The 19,412-nt window shown below is 47.1% G+C and carries 21 protein-coding genes and 3 tRNA genes; 4 read left to right on the forward strand and 20 right to left on the reverse strand.

Annotation, left to right across the window (positions count from 1 at the left end):
• Nucleotides 1-63 precede the first annotated feature (63 nt).
• From NDK47_RS14435 to NDK47_RS14450, 4 genes are all read right to left on the reverse strand, one after another.
• Entirely contained in the window at nt 64-1,026 is a 963-nt protein-coding gene (locus NDK47_RS14435) for an L-threonine 3-dehydrogenase (RefSeq protein ID WP_251870461.1), read from the reverse strand.
• The gene (locus NDK47_RS14440; RefSeq protein ID WP_251870462.1) at nt 1,023-2,216 is read right to left on the reverse strand and encodes a glycine C-acetyltransferase; all 1,194 of its coding nucleotides are present in this window, start codon (nt 2,214-2,216) and stop codon (nt 1,023-1,025) included. The genes NDK47_RS14435 and NDK47_RS14440 overlap by 4 nt, the downstream gene beginning before the upstream one ends.
• Nucleotides 2,217-2,659: 443 nt before the next feature.
• Nucleotides 2,660-3,034 carry a (2Fe-2S) ferredoxin domain-containing protein gene (locus NDK47_RS14445; protein WP_251870463.1) on the reverse strand — a complete coding sequence of 125 codons (375 nt, stop codon included), beginning with the start codon at nt 3,032-3,034 and terminating at the stop codon, nt 2,660-2,662.
• A gap of 118 nt (nt 3,035-3,152) precedes the next feature.
• Nucleotides 3,153-4,040 carry a hypothetical protein gene (locus NDK47_RS14450; RefSeq protein WP_251870464.1) on the reverse strand — a complete coding sequence of 296 codons (888 nt, stop codon included), beginning with the start codon at nt 4,038-4,040 and terminating at the stop codon, nt 3,153-3,155.
• A 237-nt stretch (nt 4,041-4,277) separates the two neighbouring features.
• Here NDK47_RS14450 and xerS point away from each other — a divergent pair, with 237 nt between their 5' ends.
• Complete coding sequence (gene xerS / locus NDK47_RS14455) at nt 4,278-5,390, forward strand: tyrosine recombinase XerS (protein WP_251870465.1); 1,113 nt, start codon at nt 4,278-4,280, stop codon at nt 5,388-5,390.
• Nucleotides 5,391-5,538: 148 nt separating this feature from the next.
• On the opposite strand, the gene NDK47_RS14460 is transcribed toward xerS, so the two are convergent.
• The 12 genes from NDK47_RS14460 to NDK47_RS14515 form a co-directional block, all read right to left on the reverse strand.
• On the reverse strand, nt 5,539-6,348 hold the full coding sequence (locus tag NDK47_RS14460; RefSeq protein ID WP_251870466.1) for a transglycosylase domain-containing protein: 810 nt from the start codon (nt 6,346-6,348) through the stop codon (nt 5,539-5,541).
• A gap of 137 nt (nt 6,349-6,485) precedes the next feature.
• Nucleotides 6,486-8,066: an acetate--CoA ligase gene (locus NDK47_RS14465; RefSeq protein WP_251870467.1), complete on the reverse strand. Its 1,581-nt coding sequence runs from the start codon at nt 8,064-8,066 to the stop codon at nt 6,486-6,488.
• A 97-nt stretch (nt 8,067-8,163) separates the two neighbouring features.
• Nucleotides 8,164-8,886 carry a hypothetical protein gene (locus tag NDK47_RS14470; protein ID WP_251870468.1) on the reverse strand — a complete coding sequence of 241 codons (723 nt, stop codon included), beginning with the start codon at nt 8,884-8,886 and terminating at the stop codon, nt 8,164-8,166.
• Nucleotides 8,886-9,422 carry a TlpA family protein disulfide reductase gene (locus NDK47_RS14475; RefSeq protein ID WP_251870469.1) on the reverse strand — a complete coding sequence of 179 codons (537 nt, stop codon included), beginning with the start codon at nt 9,420-9,422 and terminating at the stop codon, nt 8,886-8,888. Before NDK47_RS14475 ends, NDK47_RS14470 begins: the two co-directional genes overlap by 1 nt.
• A 176-nt stretch (nt 9,423-9,598) precedes the next feature.
• The gene (locus tag NDK47_RS14480) at nt 9,599-10,513 is read right to left on the reverse strand and encodes a C40 family peptidase (protein WP_251870470.1); all 915 of its coding nucleotides are present in this window, start codon (nt 10,511-10,513) and stop codon (nt 9,599-9,601) included.
• A 260-nt stretch (nt 10,514-10,773) separates the two neighbouring features.
• Nucleotides 10,774-11,400: a fumarylacetoacetate hydrolase family protein gene (locus tag NDK47_RS14485; RefSeq protein WP_251870471.1), complete on the reverse strand. Its 627-nt coding sequence runs from the start codon at nt 11,398-11,400 to the stop codon at nt 10,774-10,776.
• An 85-nt stretch (nt 11,401-11,485) separates the two neighbouring features.
• Nucleotides 11,486-12,004 (reverse strand): hypothetical protein, encoded by a 519-nt coding sequence (locus NDK47_RS14490; RefSeq protein ID WP_251870472.1) that lies wholly within the window; start codon nt 12,002-12,004, stop codon nt 11,486-11,488.
• 85 nt (nt 12,005-12,089) lie between these two features.
• Nucleotides 12,090-12,944 (reverse strand): aminoglycoside 6-adenylyltransferase, encoded by an 855-nt coding sequence (ant(6), locus tag NDK47_RS14495; protein ID WP_251870473.1) that lies wholly within the window; start codon nt 12,942-12,944, stop codon nt 12,090-12,092.
• A 57-nt stretch (nt 12,945-13,001) separates the two neighbouring features.
• Nucleotides 13,002-13,430: a DUF5367 family protein gene (locus NDK47_RS14500; protein ID WP_251870474.1), complete on the reverse strand. Its 429-nt coding sequence runs from the start codon at nt 13,428-13,430 to the stop codon at nt 13,002-13,004.
• On the reverse strand, nt 13,427-13,942 hold the full coding sequence (locus tag NDK47_RS14505) for a TetR/AcrR family transcriptional regulator (RefSeq protein ID WP_322112059.1): 516 nt from the start codon (nt 13,940-13,942) through the stop codon (nt 13,427-13,429). Before NDK47_RS14505 ends, NDK47_RS14500 begins: the two co-directional genes overlap by 4 nt.
• Before the next feature lie 393 nt (nt 13,943-14,335).
• Nucleotides 14,336-14,962, reverse strand: a complete 627-nt coding sequence (locus NDK47_RS14510; protein WP_251870476.1) for a DsbA family oxidoreductase — start codon at nt 14,960-14,962, stop codon at nt 14,336-14,338.
• Between the two features lie 271 nt (nt 14,963-15,233).
• Nucleotides 15,234-15,653, reverse strand: coding sequence for an SgcJ/EcaC family oxidoreductase (locus NDK47_RS14515; RefSeq protein WP_251870477.1), 420 nt, complete (start codon nt 15,651-15,653; stop codon nt 15,234-15,236).
• A gap of 122 nt (nt 15,654-15,775) precedes the next feature.
• Here NDK47_RS14515 and NDK47_RS14520 point away from each other — a divergent pair, with 122 nt between their 5' ends.
• The gene (locus tag NDK47_RS14520; protein ID WP_251870478.1) at nt 15,776-16,657 is read left to right on the forward strand and encodes a LysR family transcriptional regulator; all 882 of its coding nucleotides are present in this window, start codon (nt 15,776-15,778) and stop codon (nt 16,655-16,657) included.
• Between the two features lie 65 nt (nt 16,658-16,722).
• On the opposite strand, the gene NDK47_RS14525 is transcribed toward NDK47_RS14520, so the two are convergent.
• Nucleotides 16,723-17,241, reverse strand: coding sequence for a GrpB family protein (locus NDK47_RS14525; protein ID WP_251870479.1), 519 nt, complete (start codon nt 17,239-17,241; stop codon nt 16,723-16,725).
• A gap of 177 nt (nt 17,242-17,418) precedes the next feature.
• Between NDK47_RS14525 and NDK47_RS14530 the strand changes: the two genes are divergently transcribed.
• Nucleotides 17,419-17,736 carry a hypothetical protein gene (locus tag NDK47_RS14530; protein ID WP_251870480.1) on the forward strand — a complete coding sequence of 106 codons (318 nt, stop codon included), beginning with the start codon at nt 17,419-17,421 and terminating at the stop codon, nt 17,734-17,736.
• Nucleotides 17,737-17,919: 183 nt separating this feature from the next.
• Here NDK47_RS14530 and NDK47_RS14535 read toward each other — a convergent pair.
• The 3 genes from NDK47_RS14535 to NDK47_RS14545 all read right to left on the reverse strand — a co-directional run bounded on the left by NDK47_RS14535 (nt 17,920) and on the right by NDK47_RS14545 (nt 18,258).
• A tRNA-Leu gene (locus NDK47_RS14535) sits at nt 17,920-18,006 on the reverse strand.
• 15 nt (nt 18,007-18,021) lie between these two features.
• Nucleotides 18,022-18,097: transfer RNA gene (locus NDK47_RS14540), tRNA-Thr, on the reverse strand.
• A gap of 84 nt (nt 18,098-18,181) precedes the next feature.
• Nucleotides 18,182-18,258 (reverse strand) — tRNA-Asp (locus NDK47_RS14545).
• A 179-nt stretch (nt 18,259-18,437) separates the two neighbouring features.
• Between NDK47_RS14545 and NDK47_RS14550 the strand changes: the two genes are divergently transcribed.
• Nucleotides 18,438-19,352, forward strand: coding sequence for a C40 family peptidase (locus NDK47_RS14550; RefSeq protein ID WP_251870481.1), 915 nt, complete (start codon nt 18,438-18,440; stop codon nt 19,350-19,352).
• The last annotated feature ends 60 nt before the right edge of the window (nt 19,353-19,412 follow it).

Genomic DNA, 19,412 nt, shown 5'->3' on the forward strand with positions numbered 1-19,412 from the left:
CCACAAAAAAACAAGCCTGAATGCAGGCTTGTTTTTTTATTGACGTCACTTGAAAATCGCCCGTTAGCTGATTTTTTGCAGCAGCTTGCCTTTCAGCTTCGCGAGCATGTCAGCGGTCATCTTTTCCAGGTCATACTTGGCTGCAAACCCCCATTCCTCACGGGCTGCGGTGGCATCGATGGCATTGGGCCAACTGTCAGCAATCGCCTGGCGAACCGGGTCCACATCGTATTTCATTACAAAGGATGGAATATGCTTTTGGATGGCTCTGGCGACATCCTCCGGTTCAATGCTCATGGCGGTTACATTGAAGGCGTTGCGATGCTTCAATTTGGCTGGATCGGCCTCCATCAGGCTGATAATGGCTTGCAAAGCGTCCGGCATGTACATCATGTCCATATAGGTTCCCTTTGCAATATAGGACGTGTAGCTTCCCTCTTGGATTGCTTGGTAATAAATATCCACCGCGTAATCTGTTGTACCTCCGCCGGGAGGAGTGACGTAGGAAATCAATCCAGGGAAACGCACTCCCCTCGTATCCACACCGAACTTATGGAAGTAGTAATCACACAGCAGTTCGCCGGAAACCTTGTTGACACCGTACATGGTAGTTGGACGCTGGATCGTGTCCTGCGGTGTATGATCCTTCGGCGTCGTCGGACCAAACGCTCCAATCGAACTGGGTGTAAAAAACTGACAGCCCAGCTCACGGGATACCTCCAAGGCGTTGACCAAGCCACCCATATTCAAATTCCAGGCCAAAAGTGGCTTTGCCTCTGCCGTTGCAGATAACAACGCTGCCAAATGCATGAAGGTATCGACCTGATGCTTTTTCGCGATGTCAAACATCGCTTTTGCATCGGTGACATCGAGCACTTCAAAAGGACCTGATTGCACCGTTTGATGGTCCTCCGGCTTTCTGATATCCGTCGCAATTACCTGATCAGCGCCGTACACTTCACGCAGTTTTGCAGTCAGCTCGGAACCGATCTGGCCCAAAGCACCCGTGATTAAAATCCTCTTCATGAAAGAATCCCCATTTCTTTGCCCACTTTTTCGTAGATGTGTAATGCTTCATCAAGCATTTCTTTTGTATGTGCGGCTGTCGGCATATTGCGCACGCGGCCTGTTCCGCGCGGCACTGTCGGGAATACAATCGCTTTGGCATATACACCGGCGTCGTACAGGCGTTTGCTGAATTCTTGTGTCTTTTGCTCGTCCCCGATCACGCAAGGAGTAATTGGCGTTTCACTCTTTCCAATGTCAAAACCGAGCGCTTTTAGACCTTTTTTCAGATAGTTGCCGTTTTCCCACAGACGGTCATGCAATTCCGTACTGCTTTGCAAAATATCGATAGCTGTCATGCTGGCGGCCACATCCGCAGGGGTCAATGAAGTAGAGAATAAAAACGGTCTGCTGCGTACTTTCAACCAATCGATCAAGTTTTGGCGGCCAGCGACATAACCGCCGACAACCCCGATTGCCTTGGACAAGGTGCCGATCTGGAAGTCAATTTTGTCAGAGAGGCCAAAATGCTTGACCGTACCGGCCCCTTTCCCCAGCACGCCAGAACCATGTGCATCGTCAACATAGGTGATCAGGTCAAATTCTTCGGCAACCTCTACAATTTCCGGAAGCTTGGCGATGTCGCCATCCATGGAAAACACGCCGTCCGTGATCACCATAACTTTCTTATATTTGCCTGACTGCGTCGCTTCCTTGGCTTTTGCCCGCAGATCCTCGATATCCGAGTGATTGAAACGAATAATCTGAGCCCGGGAAAGACGGCAACCGTCGATGATTGAGGCATGATTCAACTCATCAGAAAGGATGGCATCATCTTTATCCATCACGGCAGAGATCGCAGCCATGTTGCAGTTGAAGCCGGATTGATAGGCGATGGCAGCTTCCGTGTGTTTGAAGGCGGCGAGCTTTTCTTCGAGCTGAATATGCAACTCCAGTGTGCCGTTAATCGTCCGCACTGCGCCTGCGCCTACCCCGTACTTTTCAGCAGCTTTGACTGCCGCTTCGATCAGGCGTCGGTCCGTCGCCAGGCCCAAATAGTTGTTGGAAGAGAGATTGATCAATTGTTTCCCTGAAATGGTGATGATCGGACCGTTTGCACTTTGCAGCGGGTCAATCACGTTATATAAACCTTTGCTTTTGAGGTCAGCCAGATTTTCTTCCAAAAAATGTTCCAATGCTTTGCTTCCCATAAAAAAACCTCCCAACGTAATGAATAATGAAATACCCCCGAAACTTGCGTACAACGACGAAAGAATACATTCAACGAATACAAGTGTCCTCTTGGTATGTACATACATCAAGCTGCAAACCCTTATTTAACAACCTTTGTTTATTCATCATATCATCATTATCCCAAAACGTCCATATGACATAGACATGAATGTAAACGGTATCTTTTGCATTCCTCACTGTTTACGCTCCCCTTTTTCAGGAGAATTAGCCATGCCCTCTCACACTGTTGCAGACTTCATTCACTTGCTTTGAGAACGGGGAGGCTCGGCAGTTGAATGTCCGTTTTAGACGTTAGTGCCAGATGCAAGCGTAATCGCGATAATCGCTGCAAAAAAAAGCCGCAGGCGATCCACAATGCTCGGATCACCTGCGACACAGGTCAAAAACACTTGACGTATGACTAAGCCCTTCTCTCTGATTTAAACATGCCTTCAGGGGCCTCAGCCGCCCTTTCAAAACCATGGGGGCCGAGCTGGTGAGAAACATGGGATTTCAGAGGCTCTCCCTGTACCAAATGCTTTTCAACCAACTCCTCTGCAAGCTCGGGAGTCATTTTTCGATACCAGATTGCGTCAGGGTATACAATAACGACGCAAGAATCTTCACAACGACCGTTGCACAGCGTTTTCGTCGTATGTACCAGATCGTCAATCCCGGTCTCCTTAATTGCTGAGCGGATTGCTTTGGTGACTTCTTCTGCGCCCGCCCGTGTACAACTGCCGCCGTTGCAAAGAATGACGTGACGCTGTGTACGGGATAGATTCCATGTTGCCATCGGTGTGTTCCTCCTCTCCTTTCCCAACATACGTAGATAGAAGATTTTTGTCTCAAATTTACATTTTAACAAAAAAGATGCCGATAATCGCGGAAAGCTGCACTTTGGGCCAAGGCAATTATTTTGGCCCAGGGCTATTATACGATCCGTCCAGAATATACGTGCAAACTTGCTCAATCTCACCCCTGGCTTTTCCAGAAATGGCCCAGATTTTCCCCTTGTTCTCCACGTACAGCGTATAGTTTTGATCCACTTCTACCCAAATGACGGGCAGTCCTTTGAAGCGATCCGCTTGCAGGTACAGCTTTTCAGCGTCTGCTACGATATGTGCGATCACCGGAGCATGGGGGATGGGCAACCAGCAGGTCACAACAAGCCCCTCGCTGTTTTCGATCCAGTTCCATCCGTATGAATTTTGCCAGACGGGTCTGTCCTCTTTGTCATAGCCAGCTATCGTCCCCTTGATCGGAGGGTTATGGGCAAGATGTCTTTCGAGCACGATGACATCGATTTGCCAGCCTTCCACAGATGCAGAACCTGCCGCTACTCTTTTCCGAATAGGTAATCCCTGAATGTCCCGTAAAGCCAGCCTCTCAGCCAGAGTTGAAACACCCCAGGCCATACGTTCCTCATCGCTCGTATCATCAACAGGGGGAAGCCTGTACACACCGCCAAACAGCAAAAACTGGCAGCCATATTTGATCGGCTTCCCTTGGAAAAGCAGCCACCGGTCAAGCGCAGCCGCAGCCAGCCATTTGGCCTCTGTACAGCCCATGTCCACTGCTCTTTTTGCCCAGTGATAAGCCTGCAGCCAATCCGGCAGCTCTTCTCCGTGCTGAAAAATAACAGCAGCGAACAGAAAATCTTCTGCATCCCTCAATCCGCCCTCAACTTCGATCTTTCTGACTCGTTCTCGCCGAGCGCGGTCCCTTTCTACTCGGCTCGGATTCATCTCTCGCAAATCCTTCTGATCTTCTTCCAGTAATCGCCGGAGCTCTGTATTCACAAACTCTCTCCTTATCTCCCGAGGAACTTTCTTTCTCTTTCTGTCTGTTTGCTTGCGGTTGTCGATAGCGAATGCTTCTCCCTTATTATAGTAAATCGTTCCCGAGCAAGGACAGAGGTTTTCCGTAGAGGATCAATAGATATCGAACAAACATTCCTCTTTTCAATCATTTATGGTAGAATGTATGTTCGATTCTATTCTGACAAAGCACTTTGTACATATGAGGAGGATGAACGGATGTCTGTCATCAAAAAACGCGATTCCATCCAATTGCTTCAGCTTGTTCCCACATTTCCCTGGTACGTAGAAAAGTTTGTTGAACATAAAAAAAGTAAAAAAAATTCGCCTTCGACACTTTTGGGGTACCTGCGTGACTTTTCTTTTTTCTTCAAATGGCTGATCGCCGAGGGATTGACGCCAGCCAGAGAGATCAAAGAGATTCCGCTGGAGACTTTAAATGATCTAAAAAAAGAAACGGTTGAGAGCTATATCTTGTATCTGCAAGAATCCCACTTGTTTGAGCGAACGGGACTTTTGCAAAAGCCAACACGAAGCGCGACGAGAGAGTACAGTGATCGAACCATCCAGCGCAAAATCTCCAGTCTCAAATCGCTGTTTACCTATTTGTCCGCGCTGGCTGAGGACGAACATGGCGAGTCGTATTTGACGCGCAATGTCATGGCCAAGATTGAACTGGAAGCAGAGGAAGCGACCCCTTTGGCTCGCGCACACGCGATCCGTTCGAAAATCCTGATTGATGAACAGATTCATCAGTTCGTGGATTTTGTTCAAACCGGCTACCTCGCTCACTGCGACACAACCAAAAAACGGCAATACCACGAACAAAACCGCGATCGCGATACTGCGCTGATTGCACTGATCCTGTCCGGCGGTTTTCGCGTATCGGAAATCGTCAATCTGGACCTGTCCGACGTGGTCCTGGAAAAAAATCAGCTTCGGATGATACGCAAAGGAAAGAAAGAGGATGCTCCATTTTTCAGTGATTGGGGAAAAGCCTACCTGCAGCGTTATTTGGCCGTGCGTCATACCTATCAGCCTTCCGAATCAGAACAAGCTGTTTTTTTGGCGGTATCTCCGACGAAACCATATGGACACCGCATCGAGGTACGAACCATTCAAAAGCTGGTGAAAAAATATGCCCAAGCCTTTGGCATCCCCGATTTATCGGTTCACAAGCTGAGACATAGCTTTGCAACCCAATTCTTGCGCCTCAATCCGGACGCCCACCAGCTCCAGGCACAATTAGGGCACTCCAAGATAGAGACGACAATGCAGTATGCCCATGTACTGGAGGATGCATTGAGCAAAGCAGTTAATCGTACCACCTGATAGAATCGAAGTACTGGATATAACCGCTAAAGATTGTTTGGATGGGGCTTCCCCTCCTTATGGCAGTTCGGCGGCTCGATTGACAAAAGGATGACAGCCATTCCAAAGTACAGAGGCTCCACCTGATAGTAGGTGGAGCCTCTGCCTGTCAAGAAGCTGCTGGAGCATTATTTGCTTGCAGCCGAATCGTTTCCATCAACGCTTGCTCTTTCTCTTCCTCAGAAATGATGTGAAGCTCGGTCATCCTCTCCAGTACGACATGCTGTCTGTATTTTGCTTTTTCCCAATGCCTGATCGGCGAATAGGACTCAGGCGCTTTAGGCAGAGAAGCCAAAATGGCCGATTCTCCGATGGTGAGCCCCTCTACCCCCTGCTTCTGTCCTTTTTCGAAATAAAACTGTGCGGCTTTCCCGATTCCATATTGACCGTGACCGAAATAAATCACGTTCAGATACATCTCCAATAGCTCCATCTTCGTATACCGCTTCTCCAGTTCCATCGCAATGGCCATCTCTTTTACTTTTCGCCACATCGTTTTGTCCTGTGTCAAAAATAGATTGCGCGCTAGCTGCATGGTGATGGTACTGCCGCCCTGCTGGTAGGAGCCTGCGTGCAGGTCGATCCATACGGCACGCACGAGAGCCGCCGGATCTACTCCATCATGCTGCATAAAGCGATGGTCTTCAATCGCCACAAATGCCTTCCAGAGATGAGCCGGCATCTGATCGATCGTAATATAGGAAGGTGTCTGTTTTCTAAGGCCTGTAAGTTTGGCATCATCGATCCACATGCTCCCAGCCGCAGCCATTGCGAACGGGAGAAGATAAGTAAGACAAATGATCGAAACGGAAAGCGCCACAACCCAATTTTTCCAGGGAATCGGCTTCCTGCTGGCTGAAACTGTTTCTGCGGACCGGAGCAATTTTCCTTCATCGATGGGAACAAGTATATGACTCATACAGGATCACCCCTGTTTTTATTTCTCTCTTCATTATAAGGAGATTGAGGGTGTATTCCTATCGAATCCACTTACAGCCAGCTTACAAAATCGTAATGTTTGAAAAAACAAGCCCGGCCTAAGCGCCGGGCGATCTGTTAGGAATGGGATTGATGTTTTTCCTGTTGACGAAGCTCAATGCGGCGAATTTTCCCTGAAGTCGTCTTGGGAAGCTCTGAGACGAACTCCACTTTCCTTGGATATTTATACGGCGCCGTCAGCGTCTTGACATGCTCTTGCAACTCACTCACCAACTCAGCAGAGGGCTGAATTCCCTGCTTCAGTACGACGTAGGCTTTTACCACATGTCCGCGCTCGGGGTCTGGGCTGGCGACCGCAGCGCATTCTGCGACTGCCGCATGTTTCACCAGTGCATCCTCCACCTCAAATGGGCCAATCGTATAGCCCCCGGAAATGATGATGTCATCGGATCGTCCTTCAAACCAGATGTATCCTTCCTCGTCCATACGCCCTTGGTCACCGGTCACGTACCAATTCCCCCGGTACGCTTTGGCTGTCCGTTCCGGATCATTCAGGTACCCGCGAAACAGGGCAAGCATCTCTCGATCAATCGCGATGTCCCCAACCTCTCCCTGCGGCACCTCAACCCCTTCTTCATCGATAATCGCCACGCGAACGACTGGAGAAGGTCTGCCCATGGAACCCGGTTTCGGCTCCATCCCCACAAAGGTGCCCACCAATAGCGTGTTTTCCGTTTGCCCGTATCCGTCACGCACAGTGAGAGCAAATACTCTGCGGAAGGTGTCAATCACTTCTCTGTTCAAAGGCTCGCCTGCCGAACAGGCACTGCGCAAGGCTTGCAAAGAATAGTTCTCCAGATCCGGCGCTTTGGCCATCAAGCGGTACTCTGTTGGTGTCGCGCAAAGAACAGTGATCGGGTAGCGTTGCAAAAGAGTCAGGTAGGACTCCGGGTCAAAGCGCCCTTTGTAGACGAAAGCCGTCGCCCCCATCCCCAGGGTAGAAACGAACGGACTCCACACCCACTTCGCCCAGCCTGGGCCCGCCGTCGCCCATACGAGATCGCCTTCCTGCACATCCAGCCACAGCTTTGCGGCAACAGCCAGATGCGCGAATGGCCACCCGTGGACATGCATGACACCTTTGGGCCCTCCTGTGGTGCCCGATGTATAGGAAAGAAAGGCAAGCTCATCTGACTTCGTCTGTACACAAGCAAAAGTGTCGGACTGATCTGTCAAAAGCTCAGACAGGGCAATCCAGCCTTCAAAGCTGGAGCCGATTGTGATATAGCGTTCCAGAGACGGGCAAAGCTCACGGATCTGATCCACTTCTGCTCTGATTCCATCAAAGCCGATGATTGCTTTTGCCTGGGCATGATTGACACGGTATTCAATGTCCTTGGTACGCAGCATCTCCGATCCCGGCATCACGACCGCGCCCAGCTTCATCAGCCCTAGATAAATGGCGTAGGCCTCGATCCCCCTAGGAACAAGCACAAGTACCTTATCTCCACGTTCAAGGCCCAGAGACTGAAGGCCACTTGCGACCCGATTGGAATACTTTCTCAGTTCGTCGTAGGTAAGTATCCGCTCTGAACCATCTGCATTCACTTCCCAGACAGCCCGGCGACTCGCGTCACGATCTGCCCATTGATCCACCTGAGCGGCAAAATTATAATGCTCCGGCAATTGAAGCTGCATGCACAATCCCCCATTTCCTTCAGGTATAGTAGGAAGATTCTCCGTTTTTTCAATTTTCCCTTTTTCAGAAATGATGGATATTCACTCGCTTCCATAACTATGCAGAGACAGTCCTCTTTTTCAGCACGAGCCACGCTCCCAGATAGACGGCAGCAAGTCCCGCTTCCTCCCGGTAGGACATCCAGCCTGTCACGCCTGTTTCTCCTACTGAAAGCGTGAAATGCAGAATCACCCACAGACCAAGCCCAAGCAGCAGGACACCTACCCGTTCTCTTGTGGAAGCCTTTTGGCGCATCCGGGGAAACGAGAGTATCATCAGAACGGAAAGCATCAGCAGCGCCTCCCATAGATTTAGCGGGAGATAGTGACGCCCGTCTTGCTCCCACCCCCATGCCTCAACAGCAGGACCATATCCTTTGACCAGAACAGAATAAGCGGCGCCAAGAAATGCGCACAGCGCAAGCAACCATTCGATTGTCTTTAGATCCAACCATTTTCCTCTGATGCCCTGTGCGAGGAACATGAGTGTTCCTGCCACAGCAGCAGCCTCCAACCCGTATGCGCCGCCATTGTAAAAGAGAAGTCGCGTCGGATTGACCAATAAATCCGTTCCTGCCTCAAGCACAGGCCACAGCTTGTACACGAGCAAGGCCACTACAAGGGCATTTCCTCCCGCCTGCAAAAAAGCAGAGACGCTTTCCTTCTCTGAATCCACACGCTTGATCCAAAAGGAAAAGAGCAGGACAGCGACGGCGAAAGTGAGCAGCTGGACAGGTAGTTGCAAAGGACCTACAGACAGCGTACTGCCTGGCTCCAGCATCAGGACCCCTCCTTCAACAGGGGTTTCACAGCTCTTTCAAACTCTTCTATCGTTAACGGACCGATTTTTTTAAAGACGATCCTCCCTGTGTCATCCAGAATAAAGCTCGTCGGCATGGCGATAATTTGATACGCTTTGCTAATCTCCGCCTGCGGATCGACCACAATCGGATACTGCATCTCATACAAGGACGCAAAGTCTCGGGCAGCCTCCTCCGAGTCATTAAACGTGGTATTGATGCCAATAAAGGCGACCTGCTTTTCATAGCGCTCATGTAACGAAATCAAATCCGGCATTTCGGCCTTACAGGGAGGGCACCAGCTCGCCCAGAAATTGAGAAAGATGGGCTTCCCCGGATAATCCCCAAGCGCGATGTCTTCCCCTTCTAATGTTTTTCCTTGAAACACTGGTGCCTGAAAGTGGACCTGCGGTTTTGTTTGCGGCGTGTCCAATGTTTGCTTCTGAATTTTTGGGCCCATTACCAAATAAGTCGCCAACAAGACGATTGCAATAACCAGCGGATAGCGGAAATTCATCGCTGCGAAACACCTCCACCTGCAACGATGAAGGTCTTACCACCATTTGTCAACGTCAGGAGTGTAACAAATGTCCCTGACCTTCGTCCTATTTATCAGAAAGAACGAAACAGACTCTCACGCGCATTGCATGAGAGCCTGCTATCATTATTGGTAAGCAGAAAAGTGTAAATGGTTTATTCCGGAATCACACGTTGTACTTTTACTACGCGACGTTCCCAGTTGGTATTAAAAAATGTTGAGTATGTAACCCCTGGACTTCCGTAAGTGTGTAAAATTTTGCCATCTCCGGCATAGATCGCGACATGCGTAATGCGATCAGATTTGGCAGTCGGAGATGCCTTCATGAACACCAAATCGCCCTTTTTCAGGTTTTTCAGAGAAACCGTTTTCCCTACAGTGGATTGCTGACGAGAATCACGCGGCAGCTCGATCCCTGCTTCTTTAAACACACGCTGCGTAAATGAAGAGCAGTCAAATGTCTTGGTTGTTGTTTTGCTGGATCCAAATTTGTACGGGGTTTTCAAGTACTTTTCACCGTTTTTGATCACCTGATTGGCAAGTTTGGTCGCAGCCGTCGAGGTGTTGGGCTTCGTTGTATTTGAGTTGCTCGTTTCGGACAGATAGCGTCTTGCACCGAGAAATTTCTTCTCATAGGCAGAGTACTTTTTCACAACCACCTTGCTCTCACCTTGTGAAGAATAGATAAATTGGTCATTGCCTACATAAACACCCATAAAAGATGGGGAGCCTTTTCCATTCGAAGAGAAGAACACCAAGTCGCCTGCTTTTACATTTGTGCGGCTAACTTTGGTTCCTCCTTGATACAGCTTCGAAATCGTGTCACTGATTTTTACGCCTGCCTGATTGTAGACATAGGTGGCTAAACCAGCCGAACCGAAACGACTAGGGCCCTCGGCACCAAATTTGTAATCTTTCCCAACCAGTGATTTGGTCAGGCTCACGATCCGTTCGGATTTTCCTGAATCTTGCGAATAAGCGGCCGCTTGTCCTACTTGACCACCCATTAACAGGGACGTACTCAGCATGACGGCGATAGTCGATTTCATCACCCAATCTCTTTTCGTCACTCTCTTTTCCTCCTTGTCATGTTGTGATCCCAATCTTGGGTACATGCACAGGTTACCGCAGGAGGAAACAGGAGGATAAGACCGTAAAATTTTCCAATGCGTTTTTTGGTAATATGGCCCTACCAAAAAAACAAAGGTTTTGCTTGGAAATTCTACTCCTTAGTTCATAGTGCCCAGATAAAATGAAGGCTGGAGGCAAGTGAAAGTAAATAACCATCTTCTGCTAGATTGTGTCAGAAGATGGCTTTCTCCAAGCGTTCTCAAGATAATTTTGCTGTAAACTCTCCCCATTTTTCTTTCCCAAAAAACAGGCCAAAATGATCCCCATTTTTCGTCGCACCCACCCCATCAGGTGTTCCTGTAAAAATCAGATCGCCCTGACCGAGCCCAAAGTGTTCACCGGTAAAACGAATGATCGTCATCAAATCAAAAATCACATCACGAATATTGCCACGTTGGACCTGCTCGCCGTTTTTCTGTAGGGAAAAGTCCGTTTCCTGGCAAGCCTGCAAACCAGGGAATGGACGGAATGAGGTGACAACGGCCGAATTCGGAAAACCTTTTGCGAGCAACCAGGGATAGCCTTTTTTCTTCAGCTCACTCTGTACATCGCGCAGCGTAAAATCGATGCCTACAGCAATGTGATCGACCATTTCCTCCAAGCTCGCCTCAGGGGAATACGGGCGGGCGATATGAATGACAAGCTCTGTTTCATAATGCAGCTCCCCCCGATCACCCGGCAGTACGATCTCACGTCCATCTGCTACTGCCAGGGCGTGCGTCGGTTTGCCAAACAGCATCGGCGCGGTTGGTACGGCATTTCCCAGCTCTTCCGCATGAAGCTTATAGTTGCGGCCAACGCAGTAAATATTTCGGATTCCTTCCATTCTGCTCTCCTCCCAATGTCTACATGATTCTTTCACTATACCATTGAACATCCGCAAGAGAATAGATGGATCTGTCTGTGACGATTTACTTCCCCTTGTGCCAGAGACGGGCGTTTCCCTGCTCCTCCAGTTTACTGATGATCTCCCAGATAGAGAGAAGCATGTTTTCCAAATCACAGTCCTCCTGTTCCTCCCAGCGAAACTGGTAAGTTAGAACAGAAGCGGTCTCATCCAAATGTGCCGCAGTCACTTCTACCTCTTTGAATGATTGAAGATGATGAAAGCGAGCAGACAACGTATCGGCTAACGGGAACAGCCCATCCCAGTCATCCGGTTGATACGTGGACGTCACTTCAATTTGGAAAACGGGTGCCCTTGCCTCTTTTTCAAAGACAACGTAATCCTCCTGATAAAAGCGGACGCCGCATGGGAGGCTATCCTGCAGGGTAAAGCGCAGATTTACCGGCAAATCACTGGGCTTCAGGGCTGCAATCAGGCGTCCAGGCAAGAGAAAAGCGCCAGACGAATCGCTCTCAATCTGTTCTCCCAACACATTGACAATGGTTCCGCCTCCCGTCACTTCTTTCCTCGTGACAACGTACATACTCATTCCCTCCTTACCCACCAGTATGTTCGGATGACAAGGAGTTCAAAACGGCCCCAATATGAAGGCGGTCCATTCACATCGATCAAGACAATGAGCGATAAATATTTTCCGTATACTTCGTTATAGCTTCATCGTAATCTGGATACTGATATCCGAGACTTTCCGCCACAGCCTTTGAGTATTTTCTAAATAACTCATAACACCTAAATAAAGACTTCCACATTTCTTGATACCCATTCTCAGAATAGGTTGATAGTAAATCTTCCCAATCTTCATTGGGAAGGTAACGATCGATAAACTTATAGTTCTTCCCCACACTGAAGGTGTATCCATGTTCTGATCCGATTTGCCAAGCCATCATTCTTAATAAATTAGGTCTTGCAATCTCGTTTAAATGGTCGATGGCAAAAAGTATTTCTTTTCTCGCCAATCCTTTTACGACGTAAGTTGAAACCATCCAGAACTCATTGCAACAATCATCAAACTCTCTTTCATTTGGCCTTTTTATCCAATACTGCCGATCGTTTGCGATGACTTCATTTTTGATTCGGGTGTCCTTATCGAGCAAGATCTCAACTAATCCGTCACTTTGGGTAAAATAATCCTCAACCTCGTTCATTGGAATAAGAGTTAGGTCTAATTTATTACCATCCTCAAAAATGATTAAATACGAAAACCAACTGCCTAATTCTGACGGAAAAAGTTCCATATCCTCGGGTTTTTGCATCATAACACGATTTCCAAAAACAGTAAGCCACTGATCATCTTCCTTAAAAGAATCAAGATCTGTGACAAAGTAAGAAATATCATAATCCTGGAATCGATCAGGGAGAATATTTTTGTTTGTACGAGACCCTTCCAACGTTACCAATCGGATCCTGTCATCATTCCTGGCAAAATCTACAAGCATATTCATCATTTCCTGTTCACTTCTCAATACAGTAGTCCTCCGTTCCTATTTTTTTGTTTTGGAGCATGAAAATGATGACGAAGGCTAACATTTATTCGTCACATTTAGACGGTAGTTTTTTTTTCGCCTGTTCTGGTCCATCATGATCGGTATGACCAAGTATAGGGCGTATGCGATTGCCATCCAGGCTGTGAAGGAAATAACCTGCGATTCATCTAAAGCAGGGAAAATGAACGAGTGATACGATATAGAAAAGGTATCCAACGTTAAACCGATGATGGTGCCAATGATACCGAACTTTAATGAAGCGTGATCTGTTTTATCGAAGATGAGATAAGCAGTAGTGACAAGCCACAAAACAACGCCCGTGCAGGCAACCAATAAAATAAGACTGATCGTGAACTCATGTGTACCTGGAGGATAGAGGACTTTATTGCCAAAAAGTATGAAAAAGAGGGTTGCAAGAATCCAGACGAACAAACCCCAGATCGATGGAAGCAAGTATTTTTTCATTGTCCGCCCTCCTGTACACGCAAATGACCAAGCGCAATCAAAACCTGTTCCAGCTCTTCGTATGTTTTTTCTACGGGAAAATCCTTCTGCAATAATGCCTGAAGAGCCAATCCGTCAAAAATAGCATTGAAGAGGATACCCCAGGTGGTAAGGGAAACCCCTTCTACCGGTGATTCTGTCCATAACTTCGATAGCTTCTCAGACAAATGCTTATTTTCCGCGGAAATCACTTCTCCCAGTTGCCCTCTGATTTTATCATTGTGAAAACTTGAAGCTACCATTGTGTAAAACAGCCTATGAAAAAATGAATCGTAGGAACAGCGACTTTTTGCAGAATCTAAAGCCTGTCTAATCTGTCGTTCGTTCTGTTTGGATATTTCGTCCCAAGAGCTTTCGCAAATGTCCTGAACAATGCTTAGCAACAACTGTTCTTTGGTTCGAAAGTGGTAATACACCGTGCCTTGGGTCACGCCTGCCGTCTCAGCAACTCCTCGCAACGTAAACTGATCCATACCTTTCTCCACCAGACATTGCTTCGCGAATTTGAGCAAATCTCCTTTATGAATGACATTTGGTTTCGCCATTCCACCACCGCCCTTCTTAGTTATTCAACTAACTAACTTCTAATGAGGTAAATTCTACCAAAGGGGAAGAGATGTTTCAATCCCGATTTCTTATGAAATTAGAAAAACTTTGGCTTATCGCTTATCGCCTAGTCAAATAGCGAAAGCCTTCGTTTTACTTATACTTTCATCATTTATCGTGTTAGCGAAATTAAACCTTCCGAAAGTACAAAAAAGACATGAACTGCAAGAGCTTTGCATTCACGTCCTTCAGATATCCTGCATGATGTTTTTCCCGGTTGGACGGCCTCATCGCCTAAAGAAGCAAAAGCGAGTGGTACGTTAGGAAGCCTCGGTCACTTGCTGAAATGCCTTAAGAAAATTTTCAACTGGATGGGCACCGGAAAGAGCCAGCTTCCTGTCGATCACAAAAAAGGGAACGCCGGTAATTTCCAATTCTTGCGCGTATTGAAGATCAGCCTCGATTTCCTCAAGACCTTCGCCTTTTTCCAGGCGTTGTTTCGTTTCATTTTGATCCATCCCAAGCGCAGAAGCAATCGACAAAAGCACCTCTGCTTGACCGATGTCTTTCCCCTCTTCAAAATAGGCGCGGTACACGGCATCGACGACTTCTGTCTGCTTTTCGGGAGGAGCCAGCTTGATCAGTTGGTGAGAAGCAAGCGTATTTGGCCACATGGTTACTTTCTCAAACTGAAAGGGCACTCCCGATGCCGCCCCTGCGTTGGCCGCATGCTGGACCATCTGCTTGGCTGCATCCGGTCCTCCTTTCATGGACGACATATATTCCAGGAACGGAACCCCCTCTTTCGGCGTATCCGGATTCAACTGAAAGGCGCGGTAGCGTATCTCCACAGCTTCACCATTCCACTGTTTTAGCGCGTCAAATAGATGCTTTTTGCCGATGCGGCACCAAGGACAGATCGTGTCCTGAAAAATTTCAATGATCATCTCTGAAAACCTCATTTCCATCGAGTTAGGTTTATTGTATCCCATCATCACTACTTATGTAAGTAAATATTTTTTCGTAAGTTACAACTTGCGTTGCAGGGCTTACTCTTTAAAAGTATAAGTACTAAATCCCAATTTGAACTTATCAGCCTCATACTAAATCCATAATTCGTCTCTCTAACAAACAAAGAAATGCTCAATGACTGCCTGCTGCAAAGCGCCAATGAGCATTAAATTATCGTTCCTAGTTAGCAGAACTCACAATATCTAGTTAGACGGATTTTAGAAGGGTGTTTTGTCCCGCTGCTAGTCTCCAAACTTTCGTTTCCTTGACCATTACGTAGATAGCAATGCTTTCTTGCCCTCCGTCGATTCGTATACCATCAGAAGTTGTTGAATACTGACGGACATGAACAACAGCTACATTGGAATTAATGAACGAGATGCTGTCAACAGTATATTTGCTATAAGAATTACTTAAAGGGCCTGTTAAAACGAGTTTGTGCACTTTATTTATTTCATTCCAACCTGACAACTTTTCACCCATTACATTCACCCAAGTGGCGTTTTGTGTGAAATGACTGTCCAGCGCATCTGCATCGTGCCGATTAAACGCCGCCTCCATTTGACTAACTACATGTTTGATAAGCTCGCGATCTTGCTCCAATGATCCCTCTTCTTTATATACCACAGTAATTCCTCCCTTAATTGCTCTCTTCATTGTTAAATCTGATACTATAACATATTATCAATAATATCTAATACATCATTTTCATGAGTATCATGCCAAATCGTATATAAATGGAGGGAATCATGGATACTTCGCATTTGTATTACTTTCGTACTATCGCAAGAATTCAACATATGACCAAAGCAGCCGAAGAACTGCAAATTACTCAACCTTCATTAAGCAAAATAATTGCTCGTCTTGAGGAAGATCTTGGTATCCCCCTCTTTGACCGACAGGGGAGAAACATAAGATTAAACACGTTTGGGAAAGTGTTCCTTCGAAAGGTAGAAATTGCTCTAAACGCATTGGAAGATGGAAGGAAAGAAATTGAAGAACTTTCGGGGTTGTATTCAGGCAGTGTACACTTAGCGGTCACGAGCGTCGAACTCCTGTCTAGGCCATTAGCCGACTTTCTATCCCAATACCCGAAAACCGCTTTCCGAATAACCCAAGTTTCTATGATGGAACTGGAGCCTCTTCTGCTGAGTGGAGAAGTGGACATATGTCTCACAGCATTACCTACACAAAATGCTGGAGTGTGCTCCACCCATGTCTTGGAGGAAGAAGTATACCTTGCTGTCCCTCCTAACCATCGATATTCAGACCGACAGAGCATCTCTTTGGCAGAAGCTGCAACTGAAGCTTTCATTGGTTACAATGAGGGGCAATTTTATCAACCGCTGAACGATATCTTTTTTGGAGAGGCTGGAATTCATCCTAATTATATATGCAGGGTAAACGAGCCTTCTGCTATTGCGAGTCTTGTCCGGGCCGGGGTTGGTGTCGCTCTTGTTGGTGAGTGCGGACGAAACGCTGACTCTCCACTCACTTTATTAAAGATTCATGACCACAGTACAAAACGTCATTATAGGTTCATTTGGCTTGAATCACGATATTTATCTGTAGCAGCCAGAAAATTCTTGGAGTTCGCAACGGAATTTTTCTGCAAGCCTAGGACAAGTTAGTCATTCTCTTTCTGTACCTCAGGGGCCCTCTCCTCTCCCCATTGCTGCATGAGAGTACGGTCGATTCAGCGAACCGTCCAATGCCATTTGAGGGCTTCTTTTTCTACTTTTTTGACAAAGTCATCTTTCCCGTCACCATAGCTGTCTATGTCCGTTGGAAATTGTTCAGCCAGTTTGCTTTTTAATTCTCCGTATTCCTTGCAAACATTCGGATTTTGGCGAAGATAATCCCTGAACGCGAGGTGCCTTTCAATTTCTTGAATATGATCGTACTGGAATGCATGAATGTGATGCGTGCGATGATCTCCGCCTTTACGGTAATATCGCCTTCCTGTAATCCCAAATTCGCCCATGACTTCATAACCAAGATTTTCAAATTGCGCAGCATATGTATCTAATTTACTGATGTCACTTGCGACAAGCAGAATGTCAATGATCGGTTTTGCTTTCAAATCCGGAACCGAAGTACTGCCAATGTGAAAACAGTTCACGAGTTCATCTTGAAGCATTTCCTTGATTGCCTGTTCTTCTTTTTGATACTCGATTGGCCAATTTGGGTCATATTCCACGACTGTGATATTCATAACGATACCTCCTCATTCTTTGCGATCTTGATTTGGGCATTCGCGCAAGCTAGATGTCGACAATCAGGAAGACTTTGCGCTCATGAAGGAGTTTGCGACTGAAAGAATCCCTGTATCGTCAGCATTTGGTGTAAAGGATCATGAGCATTTGGTGTAAAGGATCATGAGCATTTGTTGATGTTTTACTTTATTCTCGTTTTTCGTGATGCCATCTACTACGACCAAGTTGAGGATGTGATTCTTCTCTTTGAGCAAAAAGAGAATCAGTTGCATGTTTTTGATATCGTGAGTAAACGGAAAATCAATGTGGAGGCAGTTGTCAGTCATATGATTTCTGAGAAGACGGAGGTCGTTCATTTTTACTTTGTACCTGACAGCGACAATCCGAACATCCAGTCAGCTTTGATTACGGGGACAGATGATACGTTGTTTATTCGCCCATCCGTAATAGATAGAGGAAAACTATTTCGATTGCCGCTTACTTCTCATGCGTAGCTTTTCGTATTATCGTATAAGAAGAAATATTACGAATCAGCATGCCTGACGAAAAACCGGTATACAGAAGCCTCAAGAATCGAGTCTCGACGCTTGAGGCTTTTCTCATGGACGCCTCAAAGAGTATGCAAAAAGCTCCTGAATTGCCACATAGACAAATTCAAGAGCTCGTTTATTTAGGTATGGTGCGGTCGAGAGGACTTGAACCTCCACGGTGTTGCCACCACTAGAACCTGAATCTAGCGCGTCTGCCAATTCCGCCACGACCGCAAAATATGATGTGAGTGGTGCCGGCGATAGGACTTGAACCCACAACCCCCTGATTACAAGTCAGGTGCTCTACCAATTGAGCTACACCGGCAAATGATGAATTGGGCAATTCTCCATGAACCTTCTACGAGGGTGATCCCGTTTACGGGTGAGAGGCCCATGACTTCTTTAGAAATGGCGGAGCTGACGGGACTCGAACCCGCGACCTCCGGTGTGACAGACCGGCGTGAACTCCAACTTCACCACAGCTCCATGTTTTGTCGTCTCCCGCTTGTCTCTCGCGGCGACTCTTGTAATATAGCATGTATAAAAAAAGAATACAAGGACTTTATCTAAAATCTTTTTAAAAAATTTTCATAGATTTACCAATCATTTTTCGCTACAATTTAATGTAGTCAAATGCGGAAATTAGTAGAAAGGAGACGACCTCCATGAAGCAAACGACAAGAATCCTTACCATTCTCTCCTTTTTCACACTCATGCCACTTACTGCGTATGCATCCTCCCCTGTTTATGTGGTGGAAGCCGGAGATACGCTGATGAAAATTGCCCGTGCACATCAAACCACTGTGCAGGAATTAATGAGTGTAAACCAATTGTCTACCGATCGCCTGTCTGTTGGACAACAGTTGTCACTCCCAGCGGGTGTAACGGCACCTGTATATGCAGCTGCTGACCATCCTGCAGCTGCACTCGAGCCTCCAGCGGACATTCTCTCTTCCGATCAGCCGACCGCTGTTCAGTCCGGTCAAAGAGCGCGAATAACCGGTGACGTCGTCAATGTGCGGAAAGCTGCCTCGATGGATGCCGAAATCATCGGAAAGCTCCCAATGGGAACGTTGGTAGAAATCCGGGAGCAGGGGGCAGAATGGAGCAGGATCTCCTTTGGGCAGGAGGAAGCCTTTGTATCCACCTCTTTCTTGGGAGATGCGTCTGCCTCGACAGAGTCGTCAGGTTCGCCTTCGAACGTGTCTTTTTCCAACAAAAAGCTGCAACGTATTATCGAGCCTCTTTTAAAAACACCGTACATATTGGGCGGTACCACTACGAGCGGATTTGATTGCAGCGGCTTCACTTCCTATGTTTTCCAAGAGCTTGGCATCAAACTGCCACGCACTTCAGAAGAACAATTTCTGGGTGGACGAGCTGTCTCTTTGGAAGAAGCGATGCCTGGCGATCTCATCTTTTACGATGCCCTTCGCAAAGGGCGTGTCTCTCACGTTGCCATCTATCTGGGTGAGGGGATGATCGTCCACGCCAATGGCGATGACGTTCGGTATGAAAAGGTCGCAAATATGCACAAGCTGTACCCGTTTTACGGTGTAAAGCGATACTTTGCTGAGTAAAGATTCATTGTAAAAAACATGGGGAGGATCGGTCTTAATTCAGACCACCCTCCCCTTTTT

The organism is Brevibacillus ruminantium, assembly GCF_023746555.1.
In the GTDB taxonomy this organism is placed as follows: Bacteria; Bacillota; Bacilli; order Brevibacillales; family Brevibacillaceae; genus Brevibacillus; species Brevibacillus ruminantium.